21 protein-coding genes and 1 pseudogene are annotated in these 24,007 nt (G+C 72.8%); 11 read left to right on the top strand and 11 right to left on the bottom strand.

Translation table 11 applies throughout. The features are described 5' to 3' along the window. Positions 1-111 precede the first annotated feature (111 nt). Genes RIU97_RS37020 through RIU97_RS37005 form a run of 4 tightly spaced genes read right to left on the bottom strand, consistent with a single transcriptional unit; the run spans position 112 to position 6,402 of the window. The gene (locus RIU97_RS37020; RefSeq protein ID WP_404961847.1) at positions 112-2,175 is read right to left on the bottom strand and encodes an ABC transporter permease subunit; all 2,064 of its coding nucleotides are present in this window, start codon (positions 2,173-2,175) and stop codon (positions 112-114) included. A 52-nt stretch (positions 2,176-2,227) separates the two neighbouring features. Beyond that, positions 2,228-3,337, bottom strand: coding sequence for a glycine betaine/L-proline ABC transporter ATP-binding protein (locus RIU97_RS37015; protein ID WP_404961846.1), 1,110 nt, complete (start codon positions 3,335-3,337; stop codon positions 2,228-2,230). Then, positions 3,334-4,902 carry a GMC family oxidoreductase gene (locus RIU97_RS37010; protein ID WP_404961845.1) on the bottom strand — a complete coding sequence of 523 codons (1,569 nt, stop codon included), beginning with the start codon at positions 4,900-4,902 and terminating at the stop codon, positions 3,334-3,336. Before RIU97_RS37010 ends, RIU97_RS37015 begins: the two co-directional genes overlap by 4 nt. 15 nt (positions 4,903-4,917) lie before the next feature. Further along, the gene (locus tag RIU97_RS37005) at positions 4,918-6,402 is read right to left on the bottom strand and encodes an aldehyde dehydrogenase family protein (RefSeq protein WP_404961844.1); all 1,485 of its coding nucleotides are present in this window, start codon (positions 6,400-6,402) and stop codon (positions 4,918-4,920) included. Positions 6,403-7,132: 730 nt separating this feature from the next. Here RIU97_RS37005 and RIU97_RS37000 point away from each other — a divergent pair. Further along, positions 7,133-7,615, top strand: a complete 483-nt coding sequence (locus RIU97_RS37000) for a lamin tail domain-containing protein (RefSeq protein ID WP_404961843.1) — start codon at positions 7,133-7,135, stop codon at positions 7,613-7,615. A gap of 162 nt (positions 7,616-7,777) precedes the next feature. Further along, positions 7,778-8,101 (top strand): hypothetical protein, encoded by a 324-nt coding sequence (locus RIU97_RS36995; RefSeq protein WP_404961842.1) that lies wholly within the window; start codon positions 7,778-7,780, stop codon positions 8,099-8,101. Here the strand turns inward: RIU97_RS36995 and RIU97_RS36990 are convergent. The 3 genes from RIU97_RS36990 to RIU97_RS36980 form a co-directional block, all read right to left on the bottom strand. Next, entirely contained in the window at positions 8,085-8,996 is a 912-nt protein-coding gene (locus RIU97_RS36990) for a YihY/virulence factor BrkB family protein (protein ID WP_404963068.1), read from the bottom strand. The two genes, RIU97_RS36995 and RIU97_RS36990, sit on opposite strands and share 17 nt — an antisense overlap. Before the next feature lie 111 nt (positions 8,997-9,107). Then, positions 9,108-11,840 (bottom strand): DNRLRE domain-containing protein, encoded by a 2,733-nt coding sequence (locus RIU97_RS36985; RefSeq protein WP_404961841.1) that lies wholly within the window; start codon positions 11,838-11,840, stop codon positions 9,108-9,110. Positions 11,841-12,025: 185 nt separating this feature from the next. Then, positions 12,026-12,643: a helix-turn-helix domain-containing protein gene (locus tag RIU97_RS36980; RefSeq protein ID WP_404961840.1), complete on the bottom strand. Its 618-nt coding sequence runs from the start codon at positions 12,641-12,643 to the stop codon at positions 12,026-12,028. 78 nt (positions 12,644-12,721) lie between these two features. Here RIU97_RS36980 and RIU97_RS36975 point away from each other — a divergent pair, with 78 nt between their 5' ends. From RIU97_RS36975 to RIU97_RS36945, 7 genes are all read left to right on the top strand, one after another. Continuing rightward, complete coding sequence (locus RIU97_RS36975; RefSeq protein WP_404961839.1) at positions 12,722-14,209, top strand: MFS transporter; 1,488 nt, start codon at positions 12,722-12,724, stop codon at positions 14,207-14,209. A 114-nt stretch (positions 14,210-14,323) separates the two neighbouring features. Then, positions 14,324-14,626, top strand: a complete 303-nt coding sequence (locus RIU97_RS36970; RefSeq protein WP_404961838.1) for a hypothetical protein — start codon at positions 14,324-14,326, stop codon at positions 14,624-14,626. 121 nt (positions 14,627-14,747) lie between these two features. After that, positions 14,748-15,701: an IS481 family transposase gene (locus RIU97_RS36965; protein WP_404961837.1), complete on the top strand. Its 954-nt coding sequence runs from the start codon at positions 14,748-14,750 to the stop codon at positions 15,699-15,701. Positions 15,702-15,844: 143 nt separating this feature from the next. Next, complete coding sequence (locus tag RIU97_RS36960; protein WP_404961836.1) at positions 15,845-16,306, top strand: Crp/Fnr family transcriptional regulator; 462 nt, start codon at positions 15,845-15,847, stop codon at positions 16,304-16,306. A gap of 112 nt (positions 16,307-16,418) precedes the next feature. Next, a complete protein-coding gene (locus tag RIU97_RS36955) occupies positions 16,419-17,216 on the top strand; it encodes a hypothetical protein (protein ID WP_404961835.1) in 798 nt (265 codons plus the stop codon). Positions 17,217-17,418: 202 nt separating this feature from the next. Further along, positions 17,419-18,201, top strand: a complete 783-nt coding sequence (locus RIU97_RS36950; protein ID WP_404961834.1) for a DUF4190 domain-containing protein — start codon at positions 17,419-17,421, stop codon at positions 18,199-18,201. A 187-nt stretch (positions 18,202-18,388) separates the two neighbouring features. After that, positions 18,389-18,829: a hypothetical protein gene (locus tag RIU97_RS36945; RefSeq protein ID WP_404961833.1), complete on the top strand. Its 441-nt coding sequence runs from the start codon at positions 18,389-18,391 to the stop codon at positions 18,827-18,829. Positions 18,830-18,906: 77 nt separating this feature from the next. Here RIU97_RS36945 and RIU97_RS36940 read toward each other — a convergent pair. Continuing rightward, positions 18,907-19,868: pseudogene (locus RIU97_RS36940) on the bottom strand (ATP-binding cassette domain-containing protein). Between the two features lie 327 nt (positions 19,869-20,195). Between RIU97_RS36940 and RIU97_RS36935 the strand changes: the two are divergent. Beyond that, a complete protein-coding gene (locus RIU97_RS36935; protein WP_319732430.1) occupies positions 20,196-20,639 on the top strand; it encodes an SSI family serine proteinase inhibitor in 444 nt (147 codons plus the stop codon). 77 nt (positions 20,640-20,716) lie between these two features. Here RIU97_RS36935 and RIU97_RS36930 read toward each other — a convergent pair whose 3' ends face one another. From RIU97_RS36930 to RIU97_RS36920, 3 genes are read right to left on the bottom strand one after another with little or no spacing between them, the layout of a single operon-like run. Further along, positions 20,717-21,601, bottom strand: coding sequence for a GNAT family N-acetyltransferase (locus tag RIU97_RS36930; RefSeq protein WP_404961832.1), 885 nt, complete (start codon positions 21,599-21,601; stop codon positions 20,717-20,719). Next, positions 21,598-22,539, bottom strand: coding sequence for an ATP-grasp domain-containing protein (locus tag RIU97_RS36925; RefSeq protein WP_404961831.1), 942 nt, complete (start codon positions 22,537-22,539; stop codon positions 21,598-21,600). The genes RIU97_RS36930 and RIU97_RS36925 overlap by 4 nt, the downstream gene beginning before the upstream one ends. A 42-nt stretch (positions 22,540-22,581) precedes the next feature. Next, positions 22,582-23,025, bottom strand: coding sequence for a hypothetical protein (locus RIU97_RS36920; RefSeq protein WP_404961830.1), 444 nt, complete (start codon positions 23,023-23,025; stop codon positions 22,582-22,584). Between the two features lie 162 nt (positions 23,026-23,187). On the opposite strand from RIU97_RS36920, the gene RIU97_RS36915 reads away from it, so the two are divergent. Next, on the top strand, positions 23,188-23,916 hold the full coding sequence (locus tag RIU97_RS36915; RefSeq protein WP_404961829.1) for an SIR2 family NAD-dependent protein deacylase: 729 nt from the start codon (positions 23,188-23,190) through the stop codon (positions 23,914-23,916). Positions 23,917-24,007 lie beyond the last annotated feature (91 nt).

Below are 24,007 nucleotides of genomic sequence, written 5' to 3'. Positions count from 1 at the left end.
GCGGCCCCGCAGCCGGTGAGGACGGCGAGTCCGGTGGCGGCCGCCAGGACGGCCGCGCCGCGCCGGTGGCGGCGGGGGCCACGGGAGCCGCGGTGGTGTGCGTCGCGCATGTCAGGCCTCCTTCGCGGGCTGGGTGACGCGGTCGAGGAGCAGGCCGAGGCAGACGATCGCGGCGCCGGCCACCAGGCCGGTGGCCAGGTCGCCCTGGGCGAGGCCGAGGACGACGTCGTAGCCGAGCGCGCCGCCGCCGACCAGGCCGCCGATGATGACGACGGCGAGGACCAGTACCACGGCCTGATTGACGGCCAGCAGCAACGCGGGCCGGGCCAGGGGCAATTGGACCTGTCGCAGGAGCTGCGAGCGGGTCGCGCCGAGCGACCGGGCGGATTCCACGACGGTCGGGTCCACCTCGCGCAGGCCCTGGACGGTGATCCGGACGACGGCCGGGAGCGCGTACACCACGGCGGCCGCGGCGGCGGGTGCGCGGCCGACACCGAACAGCGCGACCACGGGGATGAGGTAGACGAACTGCGGCAGGGTCTGGCACACGTCGAGGACGGGCCGCAGCAGCCGCTCGGCCCGGGCGCTGCGGGCGGCGCCCACGGCGATCGCGAAGCCGAGTACGAGCGTGACCGCCACGGCGGCCAGGACCTGGGAGAGCGTGTCCAGGGAGGCTTCCCACACACCGAGCACTCCGACGGCGCCCAGGGCGAGGACGGCGGTGAGTGCGTTGCGCCAGGTGCCGGCGAGGAGGGCGAGCGCGCAGGCCACGAGCAGGAGCAGCCACCAGGGAGCGGCCTGGAGCCCGCTGCGCAGCGGGTCGAGGATCCAGCCGGTGAAGCGGGCGGCCCAGTCGGCGGTGCCGCCGACGACGGGTACGCCGGAGTAGAGGTGGTCGGTCATCCAGGCGACGGCCGAGTTCACCGGGGCGGCCACGGAGACGGTCCAGGACTCGGGCCACAGGGAGCTGCCGGCGATGCGGCCGGCGACCGCGGCGGCCACGGCCGCGAGGAGGGTGAGCAGGCGGCCGTACCAGCCGGAGAACACCCGGCGCAGCAGGTGCTGTTCGCGGGCGGGTACGGGGTCGGCGCCGATGCGGCGGCCGGCGGCGTCGGCGGTGCGGTCCAGCACCACGGCGAGCAGCACGATCGGGATGCCGGCGGCCAGGGCGGCGCCGACGTCCACGGAGGCGAGGGCCTGGTAGACGCGGTCGCCGAGGCCGCCCGCGCCGATGACGGAGGCGATGACGGCCATGGACAGGCCCGTCATGATGGCCTGGTTGACGCCGAGCAGGAGCTGTCGGCGCGCGAGCGGGAGGCGGGCGGTCAGCAGTCGCTGGCGGCCGGTGGCGCCGAGCGAGGCGGCGGCCTCCATGACGCCCGCGTCGGCCTCGTGCAGGCCGAGGGCGGTGAGGCGGGCCATGGGCGGGGCGGCGTAGACCACGGTGGCGAGGACGGCGGCGGGCACGCCGATGCCGAAGACCAGCACCATCGGCAGCAGGTACGCGAAGGCCGGCAGGATCTGCATGGTGTCGAGTACGGGGCGCAGCATGCGGTCGGCGCGCGGGGAGAGCCCCGCCGCGAGGCCCAGCAGGGCGCCGAGTACGACGGAGGCGGCGACGGCCACGACCATCAGCGCGAGGGTCTGCATGGTCGGCACCCACATGCCGAGCAGTCCGCAGGCGGCGAAGGCGGCGGCGCAGGTCAGGGCGAGCCGGATGCCGGCGAGGCGCCAGGCGACCAGGGCGGCCAGGGCGGTGACCCCGGTCCATCCGGCGGCGAGGAGGAGCACGTACACGGCGCGGACGGACACCACGACGGCGTTGCTGACGTGGCCGAAGCCGTAGAGGAACAGCCAGTGGCTGTCGCGGTGGTCGATGATCCAGTCGCCGGCGCGGCCGAGCGGGCCGGACAGGTCGACGGCGAGGGCCGCGGGCCAGCTGCCGGCGCCGGGGAAGGCCACGGCGAGCGGGATCAGCAGGGCGGCGGCGACGCCCATCGGGAGGAGGAGGCCGCGGCGCCCGGCGAGGCCGGGCAGGGCTCTGCGGGGGCGGTCCTGCACGGCGGGCGCGGTGTGGGAGGGACGCGGGCCGGCGGAGCGTCCGGAGGACCGCGGGGCCTGCGCGGGGGCGGCGGCGCGGGAGTCGGGCGGCGTGTGGGTCGGGGTCGCGGTCATGCGCACCACCTCCGGGCGTCGGGGACGGGGACCTTGGAACGGGCGCGGCAGGTCATGCCGCCATCCCTCGTCCGGTCGTGGCCGGGAGCCCGGCGACGACGGCGAGCAGCCCCGCGTCGTCCACGACGCCCAGGCAGCGGCCGTGGTCGACGACGCGGGCCGAACCGCCGCCGAGGGCGACGGCCTGGATGGCCTCGGCCACGGTGGTGGCGGGGGCCAGCGCGGGTCCCTGTTCGGCCTCGCCGGCAGCGGCGGGGCGCATCGCGGTGCGGACGGTGAGCACCTGTTCGCGGGGGACGTCGCGGACGAAGTCCCGTACGTAGTCGTCGGCGGGCGAGCCGACGATCTCCTCGGGCGTGCCGAGCTGGACGATGCGGCCGTCGCGCATCAGCGCGATCCGGTCGCCCAGGCGCAGGGCCTCGGAGAGGTCGTGGGTGATGAAGACCATGGTGCGGCCCTCTTCGTGGTGGAGCCGGGCGACCTCCTCCTGCATCTCGCGCCGGATGAGTGGGTCGAGTGCGCTGAACGGCTCGTCGAACAGGAGCACTTCGGGGTCGGCGGCGAGGGCGCGGGCCAGGCCGACGCGCTGCTGCTGGCCGCCCGAGAGCTGGCCGGGGCGCCGGTCCTCCAGGCCTTCGAGGCCGACCTTGGCGACGAGTTCGGCGGCCTTGTGCCGGCGGTCGCCGCGGCCTACGCCCTGGATCTCCAGTCCGTACGCCACGTTGTCGAGGACGGTGCGGTGCGGGAGCAGGCCGAAGTGCTGGAAGACCATGGCGGCGCGGTGGCGGCGCAGGGCGCGCAGCCGGGTGGCGTCCATGGCGAGGACGTCCTCGCCGTCGATGGACAGGCTTCCCGCGGTGGGCTCGATGAGCCGGGTGAGACAGCGTACGAGGGTGGACTTGCCGGAGCCGGACAGGCCCATCACGACGAAGACCTCGCCCTTGCGGACGTCGAAGGTGACGTCGCGGACGGCCGCGGTACAGCCGGTGCGCTCGCGCAGTTCGCCGGCGGACAGGCCGGCGTCGGCGGAGCCGGGGACCTTCGCGGCGGCCTTGTCGGGGCCGAAGACCTTCCAGAGGCCGTCCACGGAGAAGACGGGGGACGCGGCCGGATCGGTGGCGGGTACGGCGGGGGTGGTGGCTGCTGCGGGGGTGGTGGTCATCGGGTACCACCGTCCCGGACGAGCAGTTCGGCAGCCTTTTCGCCGACCATGAGCACTCCGATCATCGGGTTGACCGCGGGCATCGTCGGGAAGACCGAGGCGTCCGCGATGCGGATGCCCTCGAGCCCGCGGATCTTCAGGTCCGGGCCCACGACGGCCCCGGGGTCGTCGGCGGCGCCCATCCGGCAGGTGCCGGCCGGGTGGTAGACGGTGTGCGCGACGGAGCGGGCGTAGGCGCTCAGCTCCTCGTCGCCGGTGATCTCCGGGCCGGGGCACACCTCGCGCCCCAGCCAGCCGGCGAGCGGCTGGGTCGCGGCGATCTCGCGGGCGAGCTTGATGCCGTCCACCAGGGTCCGGCCGTCGTAGTCGTCCTCGTCGGTGAAGTAGCGGAAGTCCAGGGCCGGTTTCACCTCGGGGTCCGCGCTGGTCAGGTAGAGCCGGCCGCGGCTGCGCGGCTTCGGGATGTTGGGGGTCATCGAGACGCCGTGCGCGGGGCGCTCGTAGCCGATGCGCTCGGGGTTGTCGGTGAAGGGGACCTGGTAGAAGTGGAACATCAGGTCGGGTCCCGCGGATTCGGGGTCGCGCCGGACGAACAGTCCCGCGTCGCTGTCCATCGCGGAGTTCTCCGGTATCGGGCCGTCGGTCTCCCAGACGATCACCGACTCGGGGTGGTCGAGCAGGTTCTCCCCGACCCCGGCGAGGTCGTGCACCGGCGGGATGCCGAGGGCTTCGAGGTCCGCGCGCGGGCCGATGCCCGAGTGCAGCAGCAGCCGCGGGGTGTCCACGGCGCCGGCGCACACCAGCACTTCGCGGCGTGCGGTGACCAGGGACTCCGTTCCGTCCGAGGCGCGTACGTGGACTCCGCGCGCCCGGGTGCCGTCGAGTTCCAGGCGGTAGGCCCAGGTCTCCAGGAGGATCCGGAGGTTGGGGCGTTCGTCCATGACGGGGTGGAGGTAGGCCACCGACGCCGAGGAGCGCTTGTTGTCCTCGGGGTGGTAGGCGAGGTCGAAGAAGCCGGCGCCCTCGTGGAAGGGCTTCCGGTTGAAGCCCTCGACGCGCGGGACGCCCAGGGCGGTCTGCGCGGAGTCGACGAAGTCGCGCGCGATGGCGTTGCGGTCCTTCTCGGCCACCGGGACGATGTTGTTGAGGAGCCGGTCGAAGTACGGGTCCATGGCGGCCGCGTCCCAGCCCTCGGCTCCCGACTGCTCCCACTCGTCCCAGTCGGACGGGAGCGGCTTGAAGGCGATCAGGGTGTTGTGCGAGGAGCATCCGCCGAGGACGCGGGCGCGGCTGTGGCGGATGTGCGAGTTGCCGCGGGGCTGCTCGGTGGTGGGGTAGTCGTAGTCGAGCTCGCCGCCGAGCAGGCCCATCCAGCGGCGCAGGGTGAGCACGTCGGGGCGGTCGACGTCGCTGGGGCCGCCCTCGATGACGGCGACGGTGACGTCCGGGTCCTCGGTGAGGCGGGAGGCGATCACCGAGCCGGCGGTGCCGCCGCCGACGACGACGTAGTCGTACTCCTGCTCCTGCGTGTCGGTTTGCGTGGGGGTGGGGGTGGGGGTGGTCATGGCTGTGTTCCTCCTTCAGCCCGCGAACCAGCGCACGGGGCGCGGGGCGAGGTTCTGGTACACGTGCTTGGTCTCGCGGTACTCGGCCAGGCCGGACGGGCCCAGTTCCCGCCCGATGCCGGACTTGCCGAAACCGCCCCACTCGGCTTGCGGGAGGTACGGGTGGAAGTCGTTGATCCAGACGGTGCCGTGGCGCAGCCGGCCCGCCACGCGGCGGCCGCGGCCGGGGTCGGAGGTCCACACCGCACCGGCGAGGCCGTACTCGGTGTCGTTGGCGAGCGCGACGGCCTCGGCCTCGGTACGGAAGGTCTCGACGGTCAGGACAGGCCCGAAGACCTCCTCCCGGACGACGCGCATCCCGCGGTGGCAGCGGTCCAGCACGGTCGGCCGGTAGAAGTAGCCGGGCCCGTCGGGCCGCTCGCCGCCGGAGCGGAGCACGGCGCCCTCGGCGAGGGCGGAGGCCACGTACCCCTCGGTGCGTTCGCGCTGGGCGGCGGACACCAGCGGTCCGCACTCCACGCCCGGGTCGGTGCCGCGGCCGAGGCGGATCCGGTCGGCCCGGCGGGCGAGTTCGGCGACGAAGCGCTCGGCGACGCTCTCCTCGACGATGAGCCGGGAACCGGCGGAGCAGACCTGGCCGCTGTGCATGAAGGCGGCGTTGAGGGCCTGGTCGACGGCGGTGTCGAAACCTTCCTCGGTGGCGCAGGCGTCGGCGAAGACGACGTTGGGGTTCTTGCCGCCGAGTTCGAGGGCGACCTTCTTGACGGAGTCGGCGGCCGCGCGCATCACCTTCGTACCGCTGGTGAGACCGCCGGTGAAGGAGACGAGGTCGACGTCGGGGTGGGCGGCGAGGCGGGCGCCGACGGGGTCGCCGGGCCCGGTGACCAGGTTCGCGACGCCGGCCGGCAGTCCGGCCTCCGCCAGCAGGCCGATGAGGGCCACCGTGGACAGCGGGGTGATCTCGCTGGGCTTGAGCACGAAGGTGTTGCCCGCGGCGAGGGCGGGGGCGATCTTCCAGGAGGCCTGGAGGAGCGGGTAGTTCCACGGGGTGATCAGGGCGCAGACCCCGACGGGCTCGTGGACGACGACGCTGTGGACGTCGGGGGTGCCGGCGTCGACCACGCGGCCGGCGCTCTCGCCGGTGACGAGGTCGGCGAAGTAGCGGAAGGCGTCCGCGACGCAGTCCACGTCCACGCGGCCCTCTTCCAGGGTCTTGCCCGCGTCGCGGCTCTCCAGCAGCCCGAGGCGTTCGCGGTCGCGGTGGAGCAGGTCGGCGGTGCGGCGCAGGAGCCCGGCCCGCTCCAGGACAGGCGTCTGCGGCCACTCGCCGCCGTCGAAGGCGGCGCGGGCGGCGCTGACGGCCGCATCGGTGTCCGCGGTGCCGCCCTCGGCGACGACGGCGAGGACCGTGGCGTCCGCCGGGTCGAGGACCTCGCGGGTGGCTCCTGAGACCGCGGAACGCCAGGTCCCGGCGATGTGGATGGTCGTCTGCTCGGACACGACGCGCTGTACCTCCGATTCCGGCACCGCGGCCTACCCGCGGTGGTGGTGCTGCTCGTGCGCGCTTGCCCCGGCCTGCGGAAGCCATGTCCCATACGTCACTGGAAGTGACGGGAGTCACTCCCAGCCACCTCAGGGAAATATGGGACAGATGAGGGCATTTCGGATATGACGGAGCATGCCGGACCGGTCCGCCACTGGGGCGCGGCACGGCGGGGAGCGAGCGGGACCGACCGCCCGGTGATGCCCGGGGTCACGAGCGGCGCGGATCCGGCGGTCGCCGCCCCTCCCCGACCGTGCCCCAGGTCGCGACCTTCACCCAGCGCCGTCGCCCGGCCGATGCCCCTCCGGCGCCCGCACATCAGAGCGGAGGTACGTATCTGCGTACGAGGAAACGACAGAAGGGCCTGTTACAGGGCGCTGAATCCATTCGGCGCACAGCGGGCGGCATGGCGCGAATGAACTGCTTATGTGGCCGAAACCTCCTTACTTCGACATCTCAGAGGCCGCCGTCAACCCCGCCCCGTTTATGTCAACCTCACCTTGACGCTTGCCCCTTACAAGCGAGAGTTACGGACATGTCCGCATTGAGAAACACACATCACGAGTTGTGGCGGTTGGCGACGGTGCGGGCCAGAGTATGGCTCCTCGGCAGGACGCCGGGAACCGCACGGAGCCCGCCCGGTTCGCACAACACCGGGCCGGGCTGACTGTTCAAGGAGTCATCTGCATGTCTGCTTCTCTCGCCACCCGCCGCCTGCTCGCCGCGGCCCTCGCCGCCGGCGCCCTGGTCGGCGCGGCCGCCGTCCCGGCAGCCGCCCACGACGACGACCGGCGCGGCCACCACGGCCAGCGCTCCTCGATCGTCATCGGCGACATCCAGCAGGACGGCCGCGGCCGCGACAACCGCGCCCTGAACCGCGAATGGATCGAGGTGAAGAACACCGGCCGCAACGCCGTCAACCTGCGCGGATTCACCCTCACCGACCAGCAGGGCAACCGCTACCGCTTCAACCACCTCCGCCTGGACGGCCACTCCAGCGTCAAGGTCCACACCGGCAACGGACGTGACACCCACCGCGACGTCTACCAGGACCGCCGCCACCAGATCTGGGACGAGCGCGACACCGCCACCCTCCGCGACGACCGCGGCCGGGTCATCGACACCGAGAGCTGGGGCCGCCGCGGACACCACGACAACCACCGCCGCTGACCCGAACCGGCAGCCACACCATCGGGGACCGTGAACTGCCGGCCACCCACAACGGCGTGCCGCGGCAACCAGCCGCGGCACGCCCCCGCCCGCCCCAAGACCTCAGCCCGCATGACCCGCCCGAAATGCAGCAGCGCATCCGTCCGACACCTGGAGGTTCACGTGGAGTCCTGGCAGTGTCCCCCGTCAGCGGTCACGGTCCCTCAGCTGGCCCTCGACCCCTACCGCTTCCCCGGCGCCGCCGACACCGCGGACTCCATGCTCTGCGATGCGAACATGCGGCCTCCCCTCGGCGAGGCGGATCCGCAGACACACCTCACCTGGCCCCTGCAGCCCTCGGACCGGCGGCGCTTGGACCTCCACGCCGCGCTGACCACCGCCGGCGTTCCACCGACCCCCGGTGACCTGGAAGCCATCCACACCCTCTCCACACTCGACGACACGACCAGCGCGGCCCTCGTGCGATGGATCACCGCCGGCCGCTGAGCCCGCTGCCGGACGCCGCGCGGACCGCCGGCTCCCGGGCGCGTTCGGCGTTGAACTGGGCCCCGGTGAGCAACGCCAGGTTGGCGAACCAGAGCCAGACCACGAAGACCACGATGCCGGCCAGCGAGCCGTAGAGTCGGCCGTACGTGTCCAGCTCCGTGTAGAGCGTGAAGAGCGCCGAGGCGGCCAGCCAGAGCAGGGCCGCCAGTACGCCACCGGGCAGGCCCCGACGGACGCCCCGGCTCTGCGGCGGTCCGGTGCGGAAGAGGACCAGCACCAGGAGGGTGACGACCACCAGCAGCACGGGCCAGCGCAGCAGCGCGATGGTGTCCGGGCCTCCTCCGGCTGCCCGTGCGACCCATCGGGCCGGCGGCCCGGACATGACCAGCCCCGCGGCGCCGACGATGAGCAGGGTCAGCAGCAGAGCGGCGTTGATGAGCAGCATGTGGGCCGCACGAAGCGGGCGTCGCGTGTCGGGCACCCGGTGCATCGTGTGCAGCGCGCGGCGGAACACCGCCAGGTAACTGCACGCCGACCACAGCGCACTCACCACACCGCTGAGCAGCAGGGCCCACATCGACGAGTGTTCGGCCGCGAAGCCGCCCAGCGCGTCCCGGAGCACCTGCGCCGATTGCGGAGGTGCGTACGCGGTGATGTCGGTGATCAGCCGCTCCCTCGTCGCCCCGCCCAGCAGCCCCACGAGGGAGACGGCGATGACGAGCGCGGGCAGCAGCGCGAGGAGGGCGTAGTAGGTGAGGGCGGCCGCGTGGTCGGCGAGATTGTCCGTCCAGACGCGGACGGCCGTACCCCGCAGCTCGGCGCGGGTGCGCGCCGCGAGGGCGGTGGGGATGCCGGATGCTGGAGGACCGCCTCGGCGTGGTGCGGTGCGGGGGATGTCGGTCACGCCCTGCGCATGCCCTGCGGGCGCGGGCCCATGCGCGACAAAGGGGCGCGGGCCACAACGGCCCGCGCCCCCTCGCCCCCTCGCCCCCGGTCATCCTTCAGGTCAGGGTGCGCCGAAGGTCAGTGTCAGCTGCGGCGTGCCCTCGTTGGCCTGCGCCTCGGAGGACCACAGCCACAGGGCGTCCGTACCGGTGCTGCTCAGTGCCAGGCCGTAGCCGCCGCCCAGCGCCGCCGCGACGGTCGCGGTGGTGAGTGCGGTGGTGTGCACCGCGCTGCCGTCCGGGATGCCCGCGAAGCCGCCGAGTGCCGGGCCGCCCAGGGCGGGGCGGTTGTTGTACGTGGTCCCGCCCTCGCTCCACGTCCCGGTGACCGGCACGACCGAGACGGTGTCCGCCGTACCGGCGCCGCTCATCGTGCTGGTCTTCACGCTGAGGGTGGCCGACTTCAAGGCCGTGCCCGCGGGTGCGGCGGGCAGGTCGAAGCGCAGGTAGCTGGCGTAGAAGGAGGTGCCGCGCACCGCGAGCGAGCCCGAGGTGCCGTAGTTGGCCGCGGGCGCGCCCGCGTTGGCGTACGTGTCCTCCGCGGCGGTGACCTGGACGACCGAGTCGGCCGGGGCGGTGGCGAGGGCGTAGTGGTTCTGCACCTGTGCGGCGCTCAGGACGTTCGGGTAGACGGCGGTCTCGTCGAGCTGGCCCGCCCAGTACTCGCTCGTCGGGCGGTCGGGCCAGCCGCCGAGGCTGTCGCCGCCGGCGTGCCAGTAGCCGGAGAAGTTCTCGTGGGTGGTGACGTTCAGGGTGCCCTTCTGGGCGCCGTCCACGTACAGGGTCATTCCGCCGGGGCCCTGGCTCGCGACGACATGGTGCCACTGGTTGTCGTTGTAGGCGCCGCCGGTGGTGACGGTGCGGGTGGCCCCGGTGTAGACGCCGTAGACCAGCCGGCCGTCGTTGGTCATGTAGATGTGCTTGTCGTACTGATTGCTGCCGCGTGCCTGGTTGTTCCCGAAGCCGAGGAGCTTGCCGCCCCGGGTGGTGTTCGTCTTGAACCAGGTCTCGATGGTGTAGGTGCTGCCCACCGTCTGCCGCTTGTCCGCGTACACCTGGGTGTCCGTGCCGTTGAAGCCGATCGCCGTGCTCGCGCCGGAGACCGCGCCGGGTGCCTGCCGCAGGGCCGGGGCGTTCAGGTGCACGCCGCTCTGGTTGCCTGCCGCCGAGGAGTCGGCGGCGAAGGGCAGGGCCGACTCGTCGTAGCGCCAGTACTGCTGGGCTCCGTCGGCGCGGACCTGGTTCGGATACCCGTCCACCTGGGCCGGGACGGTCACGCTCGCCGTCGCGGACAGCGCGCTGGTGTTGCCGGCCGCGTCGGTGGCCGTCACCCGGTACGTGTACGGCTGGCCGGCCGCGGCGGTGGTGTCGGTCCAGGAGGCCTGCGGGCGCTTGAAGAACAGCGAGTCGGCGGTGACCGTGGCGATCGGCGTGGCCGCGCCGTTGCGGTAGATCCTGTAGGTCAGCGCGCTGTCGTCCAGGTCGAGGCTGGTGCGCCAGCGCACCTGGACCTCGCCGGGCCTGAAGCTGACCGCGCTCGCGACGGGCACGGTGGGCGCACCCGTGTCCCCGGTGGAGGCGAAGCGCGTCAGGCTCTGCTGCGCCGCCCCGTTGACGGTGGTGAACTCGCCACCGACCCACAGGTACTGGACGCCGCCCTTGGAGCCGACCGTCATCACGCGCGGGCCGATGCCCTCTCCGATGCCGTCGTTGGTGTCGGGGGCCCAGCCCAGCTTGCCGGTGCCGCTGGTGGGCTGGGCGAGCAGGTGGTGGCGCTGGCCGTCGGGGAACTCGCCGACGCTGGAGCAGTCGTGTGCGTGCGAGGCGCTGTAGAGCACGCTCTGGTAGGGCAGCACGGACTGGGTGGCACCGAGGCAGGTGTCGCGCCAGCGCTGGCTGAAGTCGCCGAGGTTGAGCGCGATCCGGCCGTCGAAGACGCCTCCGCCCGTGCCCTCGTTGGCGGTGTAGAAGCCGGTCGCGTCGGTGGCGAGGTCCTTGACGACGGAGTTGGTCTCGATGAATCCGGCGTACGTCTTGGTGAGCGCGCCGCTCGTCGCGTCGACGACGGCCAGCGCGTGCGTGTTCGTGCCGTTGACGGTGAAGAAGTCGCCGCCGAGGACCACGCTGTTGCCGTCCGGGGTGACCTCGACGGCGCGCCCGGGCTCGTCGGCGTCGGCGGTGAAGGGCTTGAGCGCCCCGTCGGCCGCGCCGACGGCGGCGAAGCGTTCGCGCGGCTGGCCGGCGACACTGAGGAAGTCGCCGCCCGCGTAGACGGTGTCGCCGGTGACGGCGAGGGCGCGGACGGTGGCCGCGAAGGCCGGGCGGAAGCCGGCCTTCACCGTGCAGCTCGCCACGTCGACGGCGGCGAGGCTGGACACGGCCGTGCCGTTGACGGCGCCGAAGTAGCCGCCCGCGTACAGGGTCGTCTTGTCCGGTGAGAGGGCGAGCGCGCGGACCGTGGCGGTGCCGGCGGCGATGGTGAAGGAGAGTTTGCAGGAGGTCGGGGCCCCGGTCGCGGCGTCGAGCGCCACGAAGTTCACGGCCGACTGCTCGCTGCCGGCGCCGCCTGCGGGCGGGCGCACGGTGGAGAAGGTGCCGCCGGCGAAGACCTGGCCGCCCGCCTCGGCGAGGGCCCAGACGACACCGTTGGGCTGCCAGGTCGACAGCGGGTCGGCGGTGAAGGCGACGGGCGGGGTGACGGCCGCCGCCTGGGGGACGAGGCCGAGGCCCAGCCCTGCGCCGGTTCCGGCCAGGGACAGGGCGAGAGCGGCCGCCAGCCTTCTGGATCTACGCATGAACCCCCCAGTTCGGTGTGCTGTGCGGCCGTGTGGTGCGGCCGGGTGAGTCATGGCCGGAAACCGCCGAACAGCAGTCCGCAACCATGCGTACGGGCGCACCCTAGGGCGATTCCGCGCTCGGTTCATCCCACTTGACACATCGGATGCCAAATCGCGCCGGCACCTCCGCCGGGGCCCCTTCGTCAGCCGCGACGCGGCTTGGCGCGGACGTGCATCCGCTCCCCCTGCCGCCCGAAGAGGCTGAGGATCTCCACGGGCCGCCCGTCCGCACTGGTGAACCAGTGGGGCAGCCGGGTGTCGAACTCGGCGGCCTCGCCGGGGCCGAGGACCAGGTCGTGGTCGGCGAGGACGAGCCGCAGGCGGCCGTCGAGCACGTACAGCCACTCGTAGCCCTCGTGCGTACGGAGATCCGGCTCGGCACCCCGGTCGGGGATGAGCATCTTGTACGCCTGGAGGGGGCCCGTGCTCCGGGTGAGCGGCACGGCCGTACCGCCGTTCGGCAGGGCGCGGGGCGTCAGCCGCACCCGGGGGTCCCCCACTTCGGGGGCGCCGACCAGGTCGTCCAGGGGCACGCGGTACGCACCGGCCAGCGGCAGCAGCAGTTCCAGGCTGGGGCGGCGCTGTCCGGATTCCAGCCGGGAGAGGGTGCTCTTCGAGATGCCGGTCGTCTCCGAGAGCGCGGCCAGCGTGAGGCCCCGCTGGGCGCGCAGCCGTCGGAGCCGGGGGGCCACCTCGTCGAGGACCGCTTGGTGGGGCGCGGGCTTGTCCATGCGGTCCTCTTCCCTCCGGTCGTCTTCCATGCGGCCATTGCACTCCCCCGTCCCGGAAACGGCAACAAGGTTTGCCGTTGCAGTGGCGGGTCGCACACGCTCCTCGGCATGAGCCCACACAGTGATTCCGGACCCGGACAGGTACAGCAGCAGGCCGGCACCGGCACCTCCCCCGAGACCACGGCCGACGCCGGGCGGCGGGCGCCGGCGGTCCGTCGGGTGCTGGCCGGGCTGTCGCTCTCGATGCTGCTGTCCTCGCTCGGCACCAGCATCGCGAACGTCGGCCTGCCGACCCTGGCGCAGGCGTTCTCGGCCTCGTTCCAGCAGGTCCAGTGGATCGTCCTCGCCTATCTGCTCGCCATCACCACCCTGATCGTCGGCGTCGGCCGGCTCGGTGACCTGATCGGCCGGCGCCGGCTGCTCCTGGGCGGGATCCTGCTGTTCACCGTGGCCTCGGCCGCCTGCGGCGCCGCGCCCACGCTCTGGCTGCTGATCGCCGCGCGGGCGGTGCAGGGTCTCGGCGCGGCCGTCATGATGGCCCTCACGATGGCCTTCGTCGGGGAGGCGGTCCCGAAGGCGCGGACCGGCAGCGCCATGGGGCTGCTCGGCACGATGTCCGCGGTCGGCACCGCTCTGGGTCCTTCGCTGGGCGGCGCCCTGATCGCCGGCCCCGGCTGGCGGGCGATCTTCTTCGTCAACGTGCCGCTGGGCGTCCTCACCTTCGTCCTCGCCCACCGCCACCTGCCCGCCGACCGGCACAGGACCGGGGACGGCCGGCCCCGCTTCGATCACCTGGGGACCCTGCTGCTCGCGCTCACGCTCGCGGCCTACGCACTGGCCGTGACCATCGGCCACGGCCGGTTCGGCCCGGTCAACCTCGCCCTGCTGCTGGCCGCCGCCCTGGGAGTCGCTCTGTTCGTCCGCACCGAGGCGCGGGCGGCGTCACCGCTGATCCGGGGGGCGGTGTTCCGTGATCCCGTGCTGCGCGCGGGCCTCGCCACGAGCGCGCTCGTCTCGACGGTGGTGATGGCGACGCTGGTCGTCGGGCCGTTCTACCTCTCCCGCACGCTCGGGCTCGACGCGGTCCTCGTCGGGCTCGTGCTGTCGACCGGTCCACTGGTCGCCGCGCTGACCGGGATACCGGCCGGCCGCGTCGTGGACCGCTGCGGCGCCCCGCGCACGACCGCCGCCGGCCTCATCGCGACGGCGGCCGGCGCTCTCGCCCTCTCCTTGACCCCGGAGACCTTCGGCGTGCTCGGCTACGTCGTGCCCCTCGCGGTCGTCACCGCCGGGTACGCGGTGTTCCAGACGGCCAACAACACCGCCGTCATGACGGACGTCCGGCCCGGTCAGCGGGGTGTCGTCTCCGGCATGCTCAACCTCTCGCGCAATCTCGGCCTCGTCACCGGTGCGTCCGTCATGGGCGCCGTGTTCGCGCTCGCGTCGGCGACGACCGACATCACCACCGCGGGCCCGCAGGCCGTCGCCACCGGCATGCGGGTCACGTTCGCGGTCGCGGCGGTACTGGTCCTCCTCGCACTCGCCGTCGCCCTGGCGGGGCGCCCGAAGGAGGACGGGCTGCGGGGCGGGTGCTGAAAGCCACCCCTCCCGGAGGTCACACAGGGTCACCCTGTGGAAACGGCCCCGCGGGGGCCCGCGCGGCCTCTACCGTGCCCTGAGGGGATGGGCACGGCACCGGAGGTGGGGCGGATGGACGAAGAAGAAGACATGCGGCTGGCGGGGATGACGCCGGAGATCTCCCGCCGCACCCTCACCATGCTGCGCGGCCTCGCGGGCCTGGAGCCGCCCGAGCAGGTTCCGGAGGACGCCATGGTCGTCGCCGACGCCATCCTGGCCGAGCACGGTACGGACGGGCTCCGGGTGCTGGTGATGACGCTGGCGGCCTGGGCGACCGCCCAGATCGAGAACGTCGCCGAGCTCAGCGGACGCAGTCACGAGGCGGTGCTGGACGCCATGGAGCTGGCCTGCCTGGAGGCGAACGCCGAGGACTAGGTGTATTGCCCCGGGAGGTTGTGGACGGGTGATGCAGGTCTCGGCTGAGGCGTCTTGAACGGGTGAGGGCCTTCCGGGTTCGGTGTGGATTGCGACGTCTACACCGACCAGAAAGGCCCTCGTGCCCCACCGTAATGCACCCCTGACCGAGACCGGACGGCTGCGCCTGGCCCACTGCGTGGTCGTGGACGGCTGGCCGCTGCGGCGGGCCGCCGAGCGTTTCCGGGTCTCGCCGACCACGGCCCAGCGGTGGGCCGACCGCTACCGCGATCACGGCGAGGCGGGCATGCGTGACAGGTCCTCGCGCCCGCATCACAGCCCACGCCGGATCCCGAACCGCACCGAACGCCGGATCATCAAGGTCCGTGTCCTGCGCCGCTGGGGACCGGCCCGCATCGCCCACCTGCTGGATTTGGTGCCCTCGACCGTGCACCGCGTCCTGACCCGCTTCGGGCTGGCCCGCCTGAGCCATCTGGACCGGGCCACCGGCCGTGTCATACGCCGCTACGAACGCGAGAAGCCCGGCGAACTGGTGCACGTGGACATCAAGAAGCTCGGCAACATCCCCGACGGCGGCGGCCACAAGACCCTGGGCCGCCAGGCCGGCCGCAAGAAACGCCCCCGCCTGGGCTACAGCTACATCCACACCGCCGTCGACGACCACTCCCGCCTCGCCTACAGCGAGATCCTGACCGACGAGAAGAAGGAGACCGCGACCGCCTTCTGGCAGCGGGCACAGGCGTTCTTCACCTCGTGCGGGATCACCGTGGAACGGGTCCTGACCGACAACGGGGCCTGCTACAAATCCCACACCTGGCGCGACGCCCTGGCAGCGGCCGGGATCACCCACAAGCGAACCCGGCCCTACCGGCCCCAGACCAACGGCAAGGTCGAACGCCTCAACCGCACCCTCCTGGAGGAATGGGCCTACGCCCGTCCCTACCAGTGCGAGCAGGAACGACGCGACGCGTTCCCGCAGTGGCTACACACCTACAATCACCACCGCGGACACACCGCGCTCGCAGGCAAACCACCCGCCAGCCGCGTCCCCAACCTCACAGGGCAATACAACTAGGCCGTCCTTCCGGTCCCCGGAGGAGCGGGTTCCGCGGTCGGCCCGGAAGAAAGACGGTCCGGGCCGGCCGGGATCGGGCGGGCGTCGGCGACACTGGGAGAGCAGGAGCGTCGCCGGGGGGTCGTTCGTGATCGGAGGCCGTCGTGAGCACACCTTCCCCCATCCGCATCGCCGCCGTCCTGTCCACCGAGCACCGTGGACGGCTGATGTCCCAGGCCCGCGAGGTGAATTTCCCGGAGAACGCGCGGATCTTCGACGAAGGCAACCGGGCCGAATCCTTCTGGATCGTGCGCTCCGGCACGGTGACCCTGGAGGTTCCCGTGGCCGGCCGCCGGCCCGCGGCCGTGGAGAACCTCGGCCCCGGTGAGCTGGTGGGCTGGTCCTGGCTGTTCCCGCCGTACGTGTGGCAGCTCGGGGCGGAGGCGATGACGCCGGTGCGCGCGTACGAGTTCGACGCCGCGGCCGTACGGATGCTGATGGACGCCGATCCCGCCTTCGGGTCCGCGATCGGGCACTGGGTCGGGCGGGTGCTCGCGATGCGGCTCCAGCAGACCCGGACCCGGCTGCTCGATCTGTACGCCCCGCGTCTGAGCGCGGCCGGCTAGGCGGGCCGTCCGGGCCACCGGACCCCGGCATCGGCGACGCCGGTCTCCCGGCGCTGCGTTGCGGTCCGGTCCCCGAATGGCCGGTCGACGGGTGGCCGCGCACGATGGAAGGGTGCGAACCGAGGCTTACGGCACGGGCAGCGGACCGGTGTCCGGATTCCTGGAGAACCCGGTCGTCGGGATGGCTCCGTGGATCGTCTTCTCCCTGCTGGTCGGACCGGGCCGCTTCGAGGTCGCGGTCGGGATCGCCCTGGCGACCGCCGTCGCCCTGGTCGTCGTGACCCGCGTGGTCAACCGGGGCAGCTCGTGGAAGCTGCTGGAAGTGGCCGATGTGGTGTTCTTCGCCGCGCTGGCCGTGATCGGCGCCCTGGCGAGCGAGGGCACGCTGCGCTGGCTGGAGACGTACGCGGGCGAGGTCGCGAGCATCACCCTCGCCGTGATCGCCTTCGGCTCCATGGCCGTGGGGGTGCCCTTCACCATCCAGTACGCCCGCGAGCAGGTCGATCCGGCCCTGTGGCACACGCCCGCCTTCGTCCGCACCAACTACGTGATCACGGCGGTGTGGGGACTCGCCTTCCTGGTGGCGGCCATCGCGGGCGCTTACGGGGACCTGGTCCTGCACAACCCGAACAACATCTGGACCGGCTGGATCATCCAGATCCTGGCGATCGTCGCCGCGCTCCGCTTCACCGTCTGGTACCCGGACGTGGTCCGGGCCCGCGCCGCCCGCGAGGCGACCGGCCAGGGGCCCGAACCGCTCCGCGTGGCAGGGCTGCTGCTGCCCCTGGCCGGGTTGCTGGTGCCGATCGGGATCGCCGTCCTCGTCTTCGACGGCAACGTGTGGTGGCTCGGTGTGGCTCTGATCGTGGGCGGCGGGCTCCTGACGAAGGCACTCCAGTCGCAGAACTGAGCCCCGCCGCCCGCCGCGTCGGACTTTCAGGACCGACCCCCACGGCAACTCCCCCCGGCCCAGGGCGGTAGCGTAGGGACGATATAAAACCACGGGTAGTTATGTGTCGGTGTGGTCCGATTCATGCCGCCCGTCGCCGGCCGCGATGTCACCGCCTGGCTGTTGGTTGCGTCTCACCCTCTGAGCAAGGAGCTCCGCACGCATGTCCATACCACCGCAGCCGCCGTCGTCCCCCCAGCCGTACCCGCCGTCGGGACCGTACGGGCAGCCGGCGCAACCCGGGCCGTACGGTGGCCCGCAGGGCTGGCCGGGGCAGCCGCCGATGATGTCGCAGAAGACCAACACGCTGGCCATCGTCGCGTTCGCGATGTCGCTCCTCTGCGGGCTGCCGCTGGTCCCGCTGATCCTCGGCATCATCGCCCTCTCCCAGATCCGCAAACGGGGCGAGAAGGGCAAGGGCCTGGCCGTCGCGGCCATCGTCATCCACAGCCTGATCCTCGCGTTCTACGCGGTCGCGCTGGTCCTCGGACTGACCGGGGCGCTGGAGGACAGGCATCCGAAGCGCGACACCAGTGGCCAGGTCACCGGATCGGGCTCCAGCAAGGTGCAGGACATCCGCAAGGGGGACTGCTTCAACACGGGCGGCGATCTGGCGGAGTACCAGGACGAGGACGGCGGCCAGGCCGGCTACTCGGTGAGCATCGTGCCCTGCGACCAGGCTCACGAGGGTGAGGCGTACGCCGTCTTCAACCTGGACGACGGGGCTTACCCGGGCATGGAGAAGGTCGTCAAGATCGCCGAGGAGAAGTGCTCCGGTACGGCGCTCACCGACTACGTGGGCAAGAACGCGAAGGTCTCGGACAAGCTGGAGGTCTTCTACTACTACCCGCAGCCCAGCACCTGGACGTTCGGCGACCGCGAGGTCACCTGCTTCGTGGGCGACCCCAGCGGCGCGAGCACCGGATCGATCCGCTCCGGTTCCTGAGCGGCTGCCCCCGGCCCTGGACTCCTCGTGGCCGGGGGTGACGCGGACCGCCTCACAGCCTCCACAGCGAGAGGCCCACGGAAGGCCGAACGGCGCCCCGGATGAGGCGAGTTGAGGCATGGCCAGGCATGATCAGGTTCGAGCTAGAGTAGGCATTTTCAGCCAACACGTTTTCCCTGGGGGATCCTTGCGCCTCAAGAGCAGCCTCGTCGCGACGGCCGCGGCTCTGGCCACCGTCGTCATTCCGCTCCTCGCCAGCCCCGCGGCCGCGGCGTCCGGCACCGAGGAAACGGTCTCGACCAACTCGTACTACGGGCGGATGGTCATCGGCTGGCGGATCAACCCCTACCGTCTCGACCCGATCCAGATCATCGTCCAGGACCGCGCGACCGACGGCTACGTCGTCGGCATCCGCCTCATCACCAACGGCGAAAGCGGCCACAAGGTCTGGAAGATGCGGACCGTGCCCAGCGGCCAGACGAGCGCCTCCTGGAGCACGTACTTGGAGGCCGGCTGGATCGACAACGCCTACTTCGAGGTCTGCAAGATCGGCGCCAGCAGCGGCGTGATCGCGAGCTGCGAGGCCTCGGGCGTGATGAACAACCCGTTCGACGACTCCTCCATGTAGGACGCACGACGAAGGGGGTGTCACCCGCATGCGGGTGACACCCCCTTCGTCCGTCTCCGACCGTCGGCCGGGGCCGGTCAGAGCCCCGACCAGTCCCGTGCGCCGGCCCACTCGGCCGGCCGGCGCCGCAGGACCAGGGCGGCCGGGATGACGGCCGAGACGACCGCGAGGGCCGCGCAGGCGCCGGCCGTCGCGCCGAGGACGTCCCACGGGATCACGATGCCGCTCGGGACGTCCAGGAGCCCGAGGGCCCACCGGATTCCGGCCAGGTTCAGGGCGGCGACCAGGGAGCCGGCGACCGCGCCGACGAGGACGACCATCAGGGACTCCCCCGCCACCAGCGGGAGCACCTGCCACCGGGTGGCGCCGGCCAGGCGCAGCGCCGGGCGGCCGTCGGCGAGGAAGACGACACGGTCCGCGCAGGAGGCGGCCACGGGGTCGTGGGTGACCATGACGACGGTCTGGCGGTCGGTGTCGACCACGGCCCGGAGCAGGGTGAGCACCTCACGGCCGGTCCGCGAGTCCAGGGCGCCGGTGGGCTCGTCGCCGAAGAGCACGTCGGGGCGGGTGATGAGGGCTGGGCCACGCGCTGCTGCTGGCCGCCGGACAGCTGGGCGGGCCGGTGCCGGGCCCGTTCGCCCAGGCCCACCCGGGCCAGGGCCTCGCGGACTTCGGCCTTGGCGGGGCGGCGGCCGGCGAGGCGCAGCGGCAGGGCCACGTTCTGCTCGGCGGTCAGGGCGGGCAGCAGGTTGAAGGCCTGGAAGACGAAGCCGATCCGGTCCCGGCGCAACAGGGTCAGCCGGGTCTCGCTCAGTCCGCCGAGTTCCGTGCCGCCGATGGTGACGGTGCCGGAGGTGGGGCGGTCGAGTCCGGCGGCGCACTGGAGCAGGGTGGACTTGCCGGAGCCGGAGGGGCCCATGACGGCGGTGAAGGTGCCCCGGGGGAAGTCGAGGGAGACCTGGTCGAGTGCGGTGACCGCCCGGTCGCCGGTCCCGTGGACCCGGCTGACGTCCCTGAGTTGGATCGCGTCGCCTTCCATGCCTCGACTCAACCGTCCCGGGCGGCCCGGCACAGCGGGCCTGGAGGGTGTTCCGGGGGTGGGGCCGGCCCTACCCCCGGAGGGGTTCCAGACCCCGTCCGAGCCGATCACGGGCGGTTGACCAAAGGTTTCGGGGGCGTTTCCCGGTCGGTGTTCGGCCGATTCGGCGGGCCGCTCCCCCACAGGTCAGCCCGCTCCCACCGCTGCGGTCTGCACTCATCCGTACACGATGGGTGACGAAAAATGGGGGTGCGAACGGGCGTTCACGGTCCGCGTGGGCAAGACTCTGTCCGCTATCCGAAACACCAACCCAAGGGAGTGTTCGCAATGCGGTCCATCGCAAGGGGTCTCGGGCTCGGTTCCGCCGCCATGGCGCTCACCGCGCTCACCGCACTGGCCTGGCCGGGTACGGCCGGGGCCGCGCCGGCCGGTACGGAGAGCCTGTACGCGCCGTCCGCGCTCGTGCTCGGCGTGACGGCGGGACAGGACGCCGACAGCGGCACGGTGCTGCGTGCGGTGACGCTCGTCTGTGCGCCGACGCCGGGCGGGACGCACCCGAACCCGGTCGCCGCGTGCGCCGAGTTACGCGCGAACGGTTCCCGGCTGGACCCGCTCGCGGCCCCGGCCGCCGACGCGGTGTGTACCAGGGAGTGGAACCCGATGACGGTGACGGCCGACGGGGTGTGGCAGGGCCGCCGGCTCAGCTACACGTACACCTTCGCCAACCCGTGCGGCTTCCGGAACACCACGGGCGTGCTGTTCGACTTCTGACCCCCCCGTGACACGACGGGCCGGGCGGCGCCGTGCGACCGCCGTCCGGCTCACAGGGGCCCCGACCACTCGCCCTCTCAGCCCAGTTCGAGGCTGGTCACCCCGAACAGCTCGGCCAGGGCGAGGTCCGGGGCCGGGCCGGTGTACATCCGGGCGGTCTCGAAGACCGGGACCAGGCCGAGGCCCGCGAGGAGTGCCATGGCCTGCGGGTTCGCGTCCGGCACGTCCACGGAGACCACGCCTCCGGGCGCGTGCCGGGCGAGCCGCCGCAGCAGGGTGGCCGCCACCGTCGGGTCGGCCGCGTACAGCGGGCCGATCCGGTGGGCGGCGCTGCACGGGCGGATCACGCCGAGACCTTCGATCCGGCCGTCGCGGACGGCGGCCAGTGCCGTCCGGCCGGGCAGCCCGGTCCAGGCGGACAGGAAGGCGGGGCGCGGTGCGGGGAAGAACCGCCGGTCGTAGGCGGCGAGCGGACCGAAGGGCAGCGAGGCCGCGTCCACGATCGCGACACCGGCACCGGCACCGGCACCGCCACCGGTCTCGGTCTCGGCCGCGCCGTCGCCGTGCCCCTCGGGGACACCTTCGTAGCGGACGTTGTTCCAGGCCGGAAGGAAGCCGGACTTGCGGTAGTTGCCCTGCTGGGCGACGACCCCGTCCAGGCCCACGAGCCGGCCGTCGAGCCGTTCCATCCCGGCGTGCCACAGCCGGATGCCGTAGCCCTGGCCGCGGAAGGCCGGGCGGGCGATGTAGAGGCCGATGAAGCCGAAGCCGGCCCCGTACCGGACGGCGGAGATGCAGGCCACCGGTTCTCCGTCGAGCCGGCCGACGAGGAAGCCCTCCGGGTCGGCGACCGCGAACGCGAACCGGTCCGAGTCCCCCGGGTTCCAGCCCTCCTCGTCGGCCCAGCCGCGCATCAGTTCCATGTCGGCGGCGCTCGCGCCGGTGACCTCGAATCCCGTCATGCCGGTGTTGTACCAGAGGTGGACGGTGCGCGCAGGAGTGCCTGATCGGTCGTCAACAGCTGTACGAACGCGGTGAGATCGGCCTCCGGGTGGACGTCGCTGACCTGTCCGTCGCCCACTTCGACGACCCGCCAGGCCCCGTCCGCGCGCAGCGCGAGGTCGGTGGTCACGAAGGGGCAGCCGAGCGCTTCGACGGCCGCCCGTACCGGTTCGAGGTCCGGCTCGGGAACCTCGGCGACCGCGCTGTCGGGGTGGGCGGTGACCATCCGGGGCACCCCGTCCCGCCACCACACGCGCACCTCCGCGGCCGCCGCCTGCGGCGCGACGAAGGTCTCGAAGGCCCTCAGCACCACCCCGCCCGCCAGGAACTCGTCCTGGAGTTCGACGAAGCGTGCGACCACCCGGTGCAGGGCGGCCGGGTCGGCGAGGTCGGGCACGTAACAGGCCTCGGCCCACTCGTGCTTGCGGGACTTCACGTAGTCCTTGACCACGGCGGACCCCGGCGGCAGCCCGGCGGCGAGGGCCGCGAGCCGCTGCGGGTCCGGGACCTCTCGGGGCGCCGTGGGCAGCCAGCCGCTGAGCGGGGTGAGGCCGGCGAAGGTCCCGTACCAGCCGGGGAGTTCGTGTGCCCGGCGGTACGCCTCGGGGGTGACGACGAGTTCGGCGCCGCGCCGGCGCAGGGCGGCGTCCATTTCGGCGTACCGCCGGGCAGGGAGCATCCAGCCCCGGTACCAGACGGCTCCGGTCCTCTCGGGCACCCGCGCGACCGCCCGTTCGGGGTCCCCGGCGAGGAGCGCGTCGTGGTCGACGAGCAGGGCCGTGCCGCCGACGGCGCGCAGCCGCCGGGCCTCCGCCGCGAAGTGGGCGTCGGCCCGGCGCTCGTTCAGCGGGTCGCGGCAGTAGAGGACGGTGGTGGTGGTCGCGGTCGTCGTCGGCATGCCCCCACCCTACGGAGGGCCCCGCATGTCACCGTACGGATGTCAGCCCGCGCAGATCACGTCGTCGAGCCGGATGGGCTTGGAGTCGAGGCGGACGTACGCGGTGAAGGTGTCGGTGACCCCGCCGGCCCAGTGGGTGGTGACGGTGGCCCAGCCGACGCCGGCCGCCTGGGCGACGGTGACCGGGCCGATGCCGATGTTCTGCGGTTCGTTCTGGGAGCAGAGCAGGACGTCGGAGTCGGTGTTCACCTGCTGTCTGTCCTTGAGGATCTGCGAGACGTGCTGCTCGCGGTCGTGCGGGGAGGGGCCGTGGGCGCCGTAGAAGGTGGCGAGGAAGCGGCTGATCTGATCGGCGGTGTGCCCCTCCGCGATCGCGACGGGTGCGACGGACCGGGCCGGCGCGGCGTGGGCGGGGACGGACGACAGGGCCGGCAGCGCGAGCAGGGTCAGCAGCAGGGCGCCAAGGCTGTGCGGCTTGAGCATCATGTCCGGCTTTGTACCCGGCTGGCCGGTGTACCGGGAGGGAGCCGCGCGGATCTCACTCCTGTGGGGGGCGGGATTCACCGCAGAAACGACCCTCCGACGCCCTGCGGCCGCGGCGCGGTAATGGGGTCGCGGGCGCCCGGCGCCGGTACATAGGGTCGGAGCATGGGAAAGCCGCTTGTCGCAGTGTTCAGCGGGGCCGGGATGTCCACCGACTCCGGAATCCCGGACTACCGGGGGCCACAGGGCCTGTGGCGCCGGGAGCCGGACGCCGAGAAGCTCGTGACCTACGAGTACTACATGGCAGATCCGGAGATCCGGCGCCGGTCCTGGCTGATGCGGGCCGAGCTCGCCGCCCTCGGGGCGCGGCCGAACGCCGCGCACCTGGCCGTGGCCGGGCTCGAACGCGGCGGCACCCCCGTCCGGGTCATCACCCAGAACGTGGACGGGCTGCACCAGCTCGCCGGTATGCCCGCGCGCAAGGTGTTCGAGCTGCACGGCACCGCCCGGTCGGTGGTGTGCACGGCCTGTCACGCCCGGTCCGGCATGGACGAGGCGCTGGCCCGGGTCGCCGCCGGGGAGCCGGATCCCGCCTGTCCGGTGTGCGGCGGGATCCTGAAGGCGGCGACCGTGATGTTCGGGCAGCGGCTCGACCCCGTGGTGCTGGGGCAGGCGATGGCCGTGGCCAAGGGGTGCCAGGTCTTCATCGCCGTCGGATCCACGTTGCAGGTGCAGCCCGCCGCGTCGCTGGCCGGCATGGCCGCGGAGGCCGGTGCCCGGCTGATCATCGTGAACGCGGAGGAGACCCCGTACGACTCCCTGGCCGACGAGGTCGTCCGCGAGCCGATCGGCACCGCCCTGCCCGCGCTGCTGGCTCGGATCGCGGCGGCCTGATCACGCCGGCCCCCTGGTCTGCACCGCCATCGGATTCGGTCAATTCACTGCCCACGTGGCCGAGATGGCCCCAAAGGTGCCCTTTCCGGCA

Source organism: Streptomyces sp. 147326 (assembly GCF_045000215.1).
GTDB lineage: Bacteria > Actinomycetota > Actinomycetes > Streptomycetales > Streptomycetaceae > Streptomyces.
Note: the sequence above shows the minus strand (reverse complement) of the source record. Positions and strands in the feature narration are given on the sequence as shown.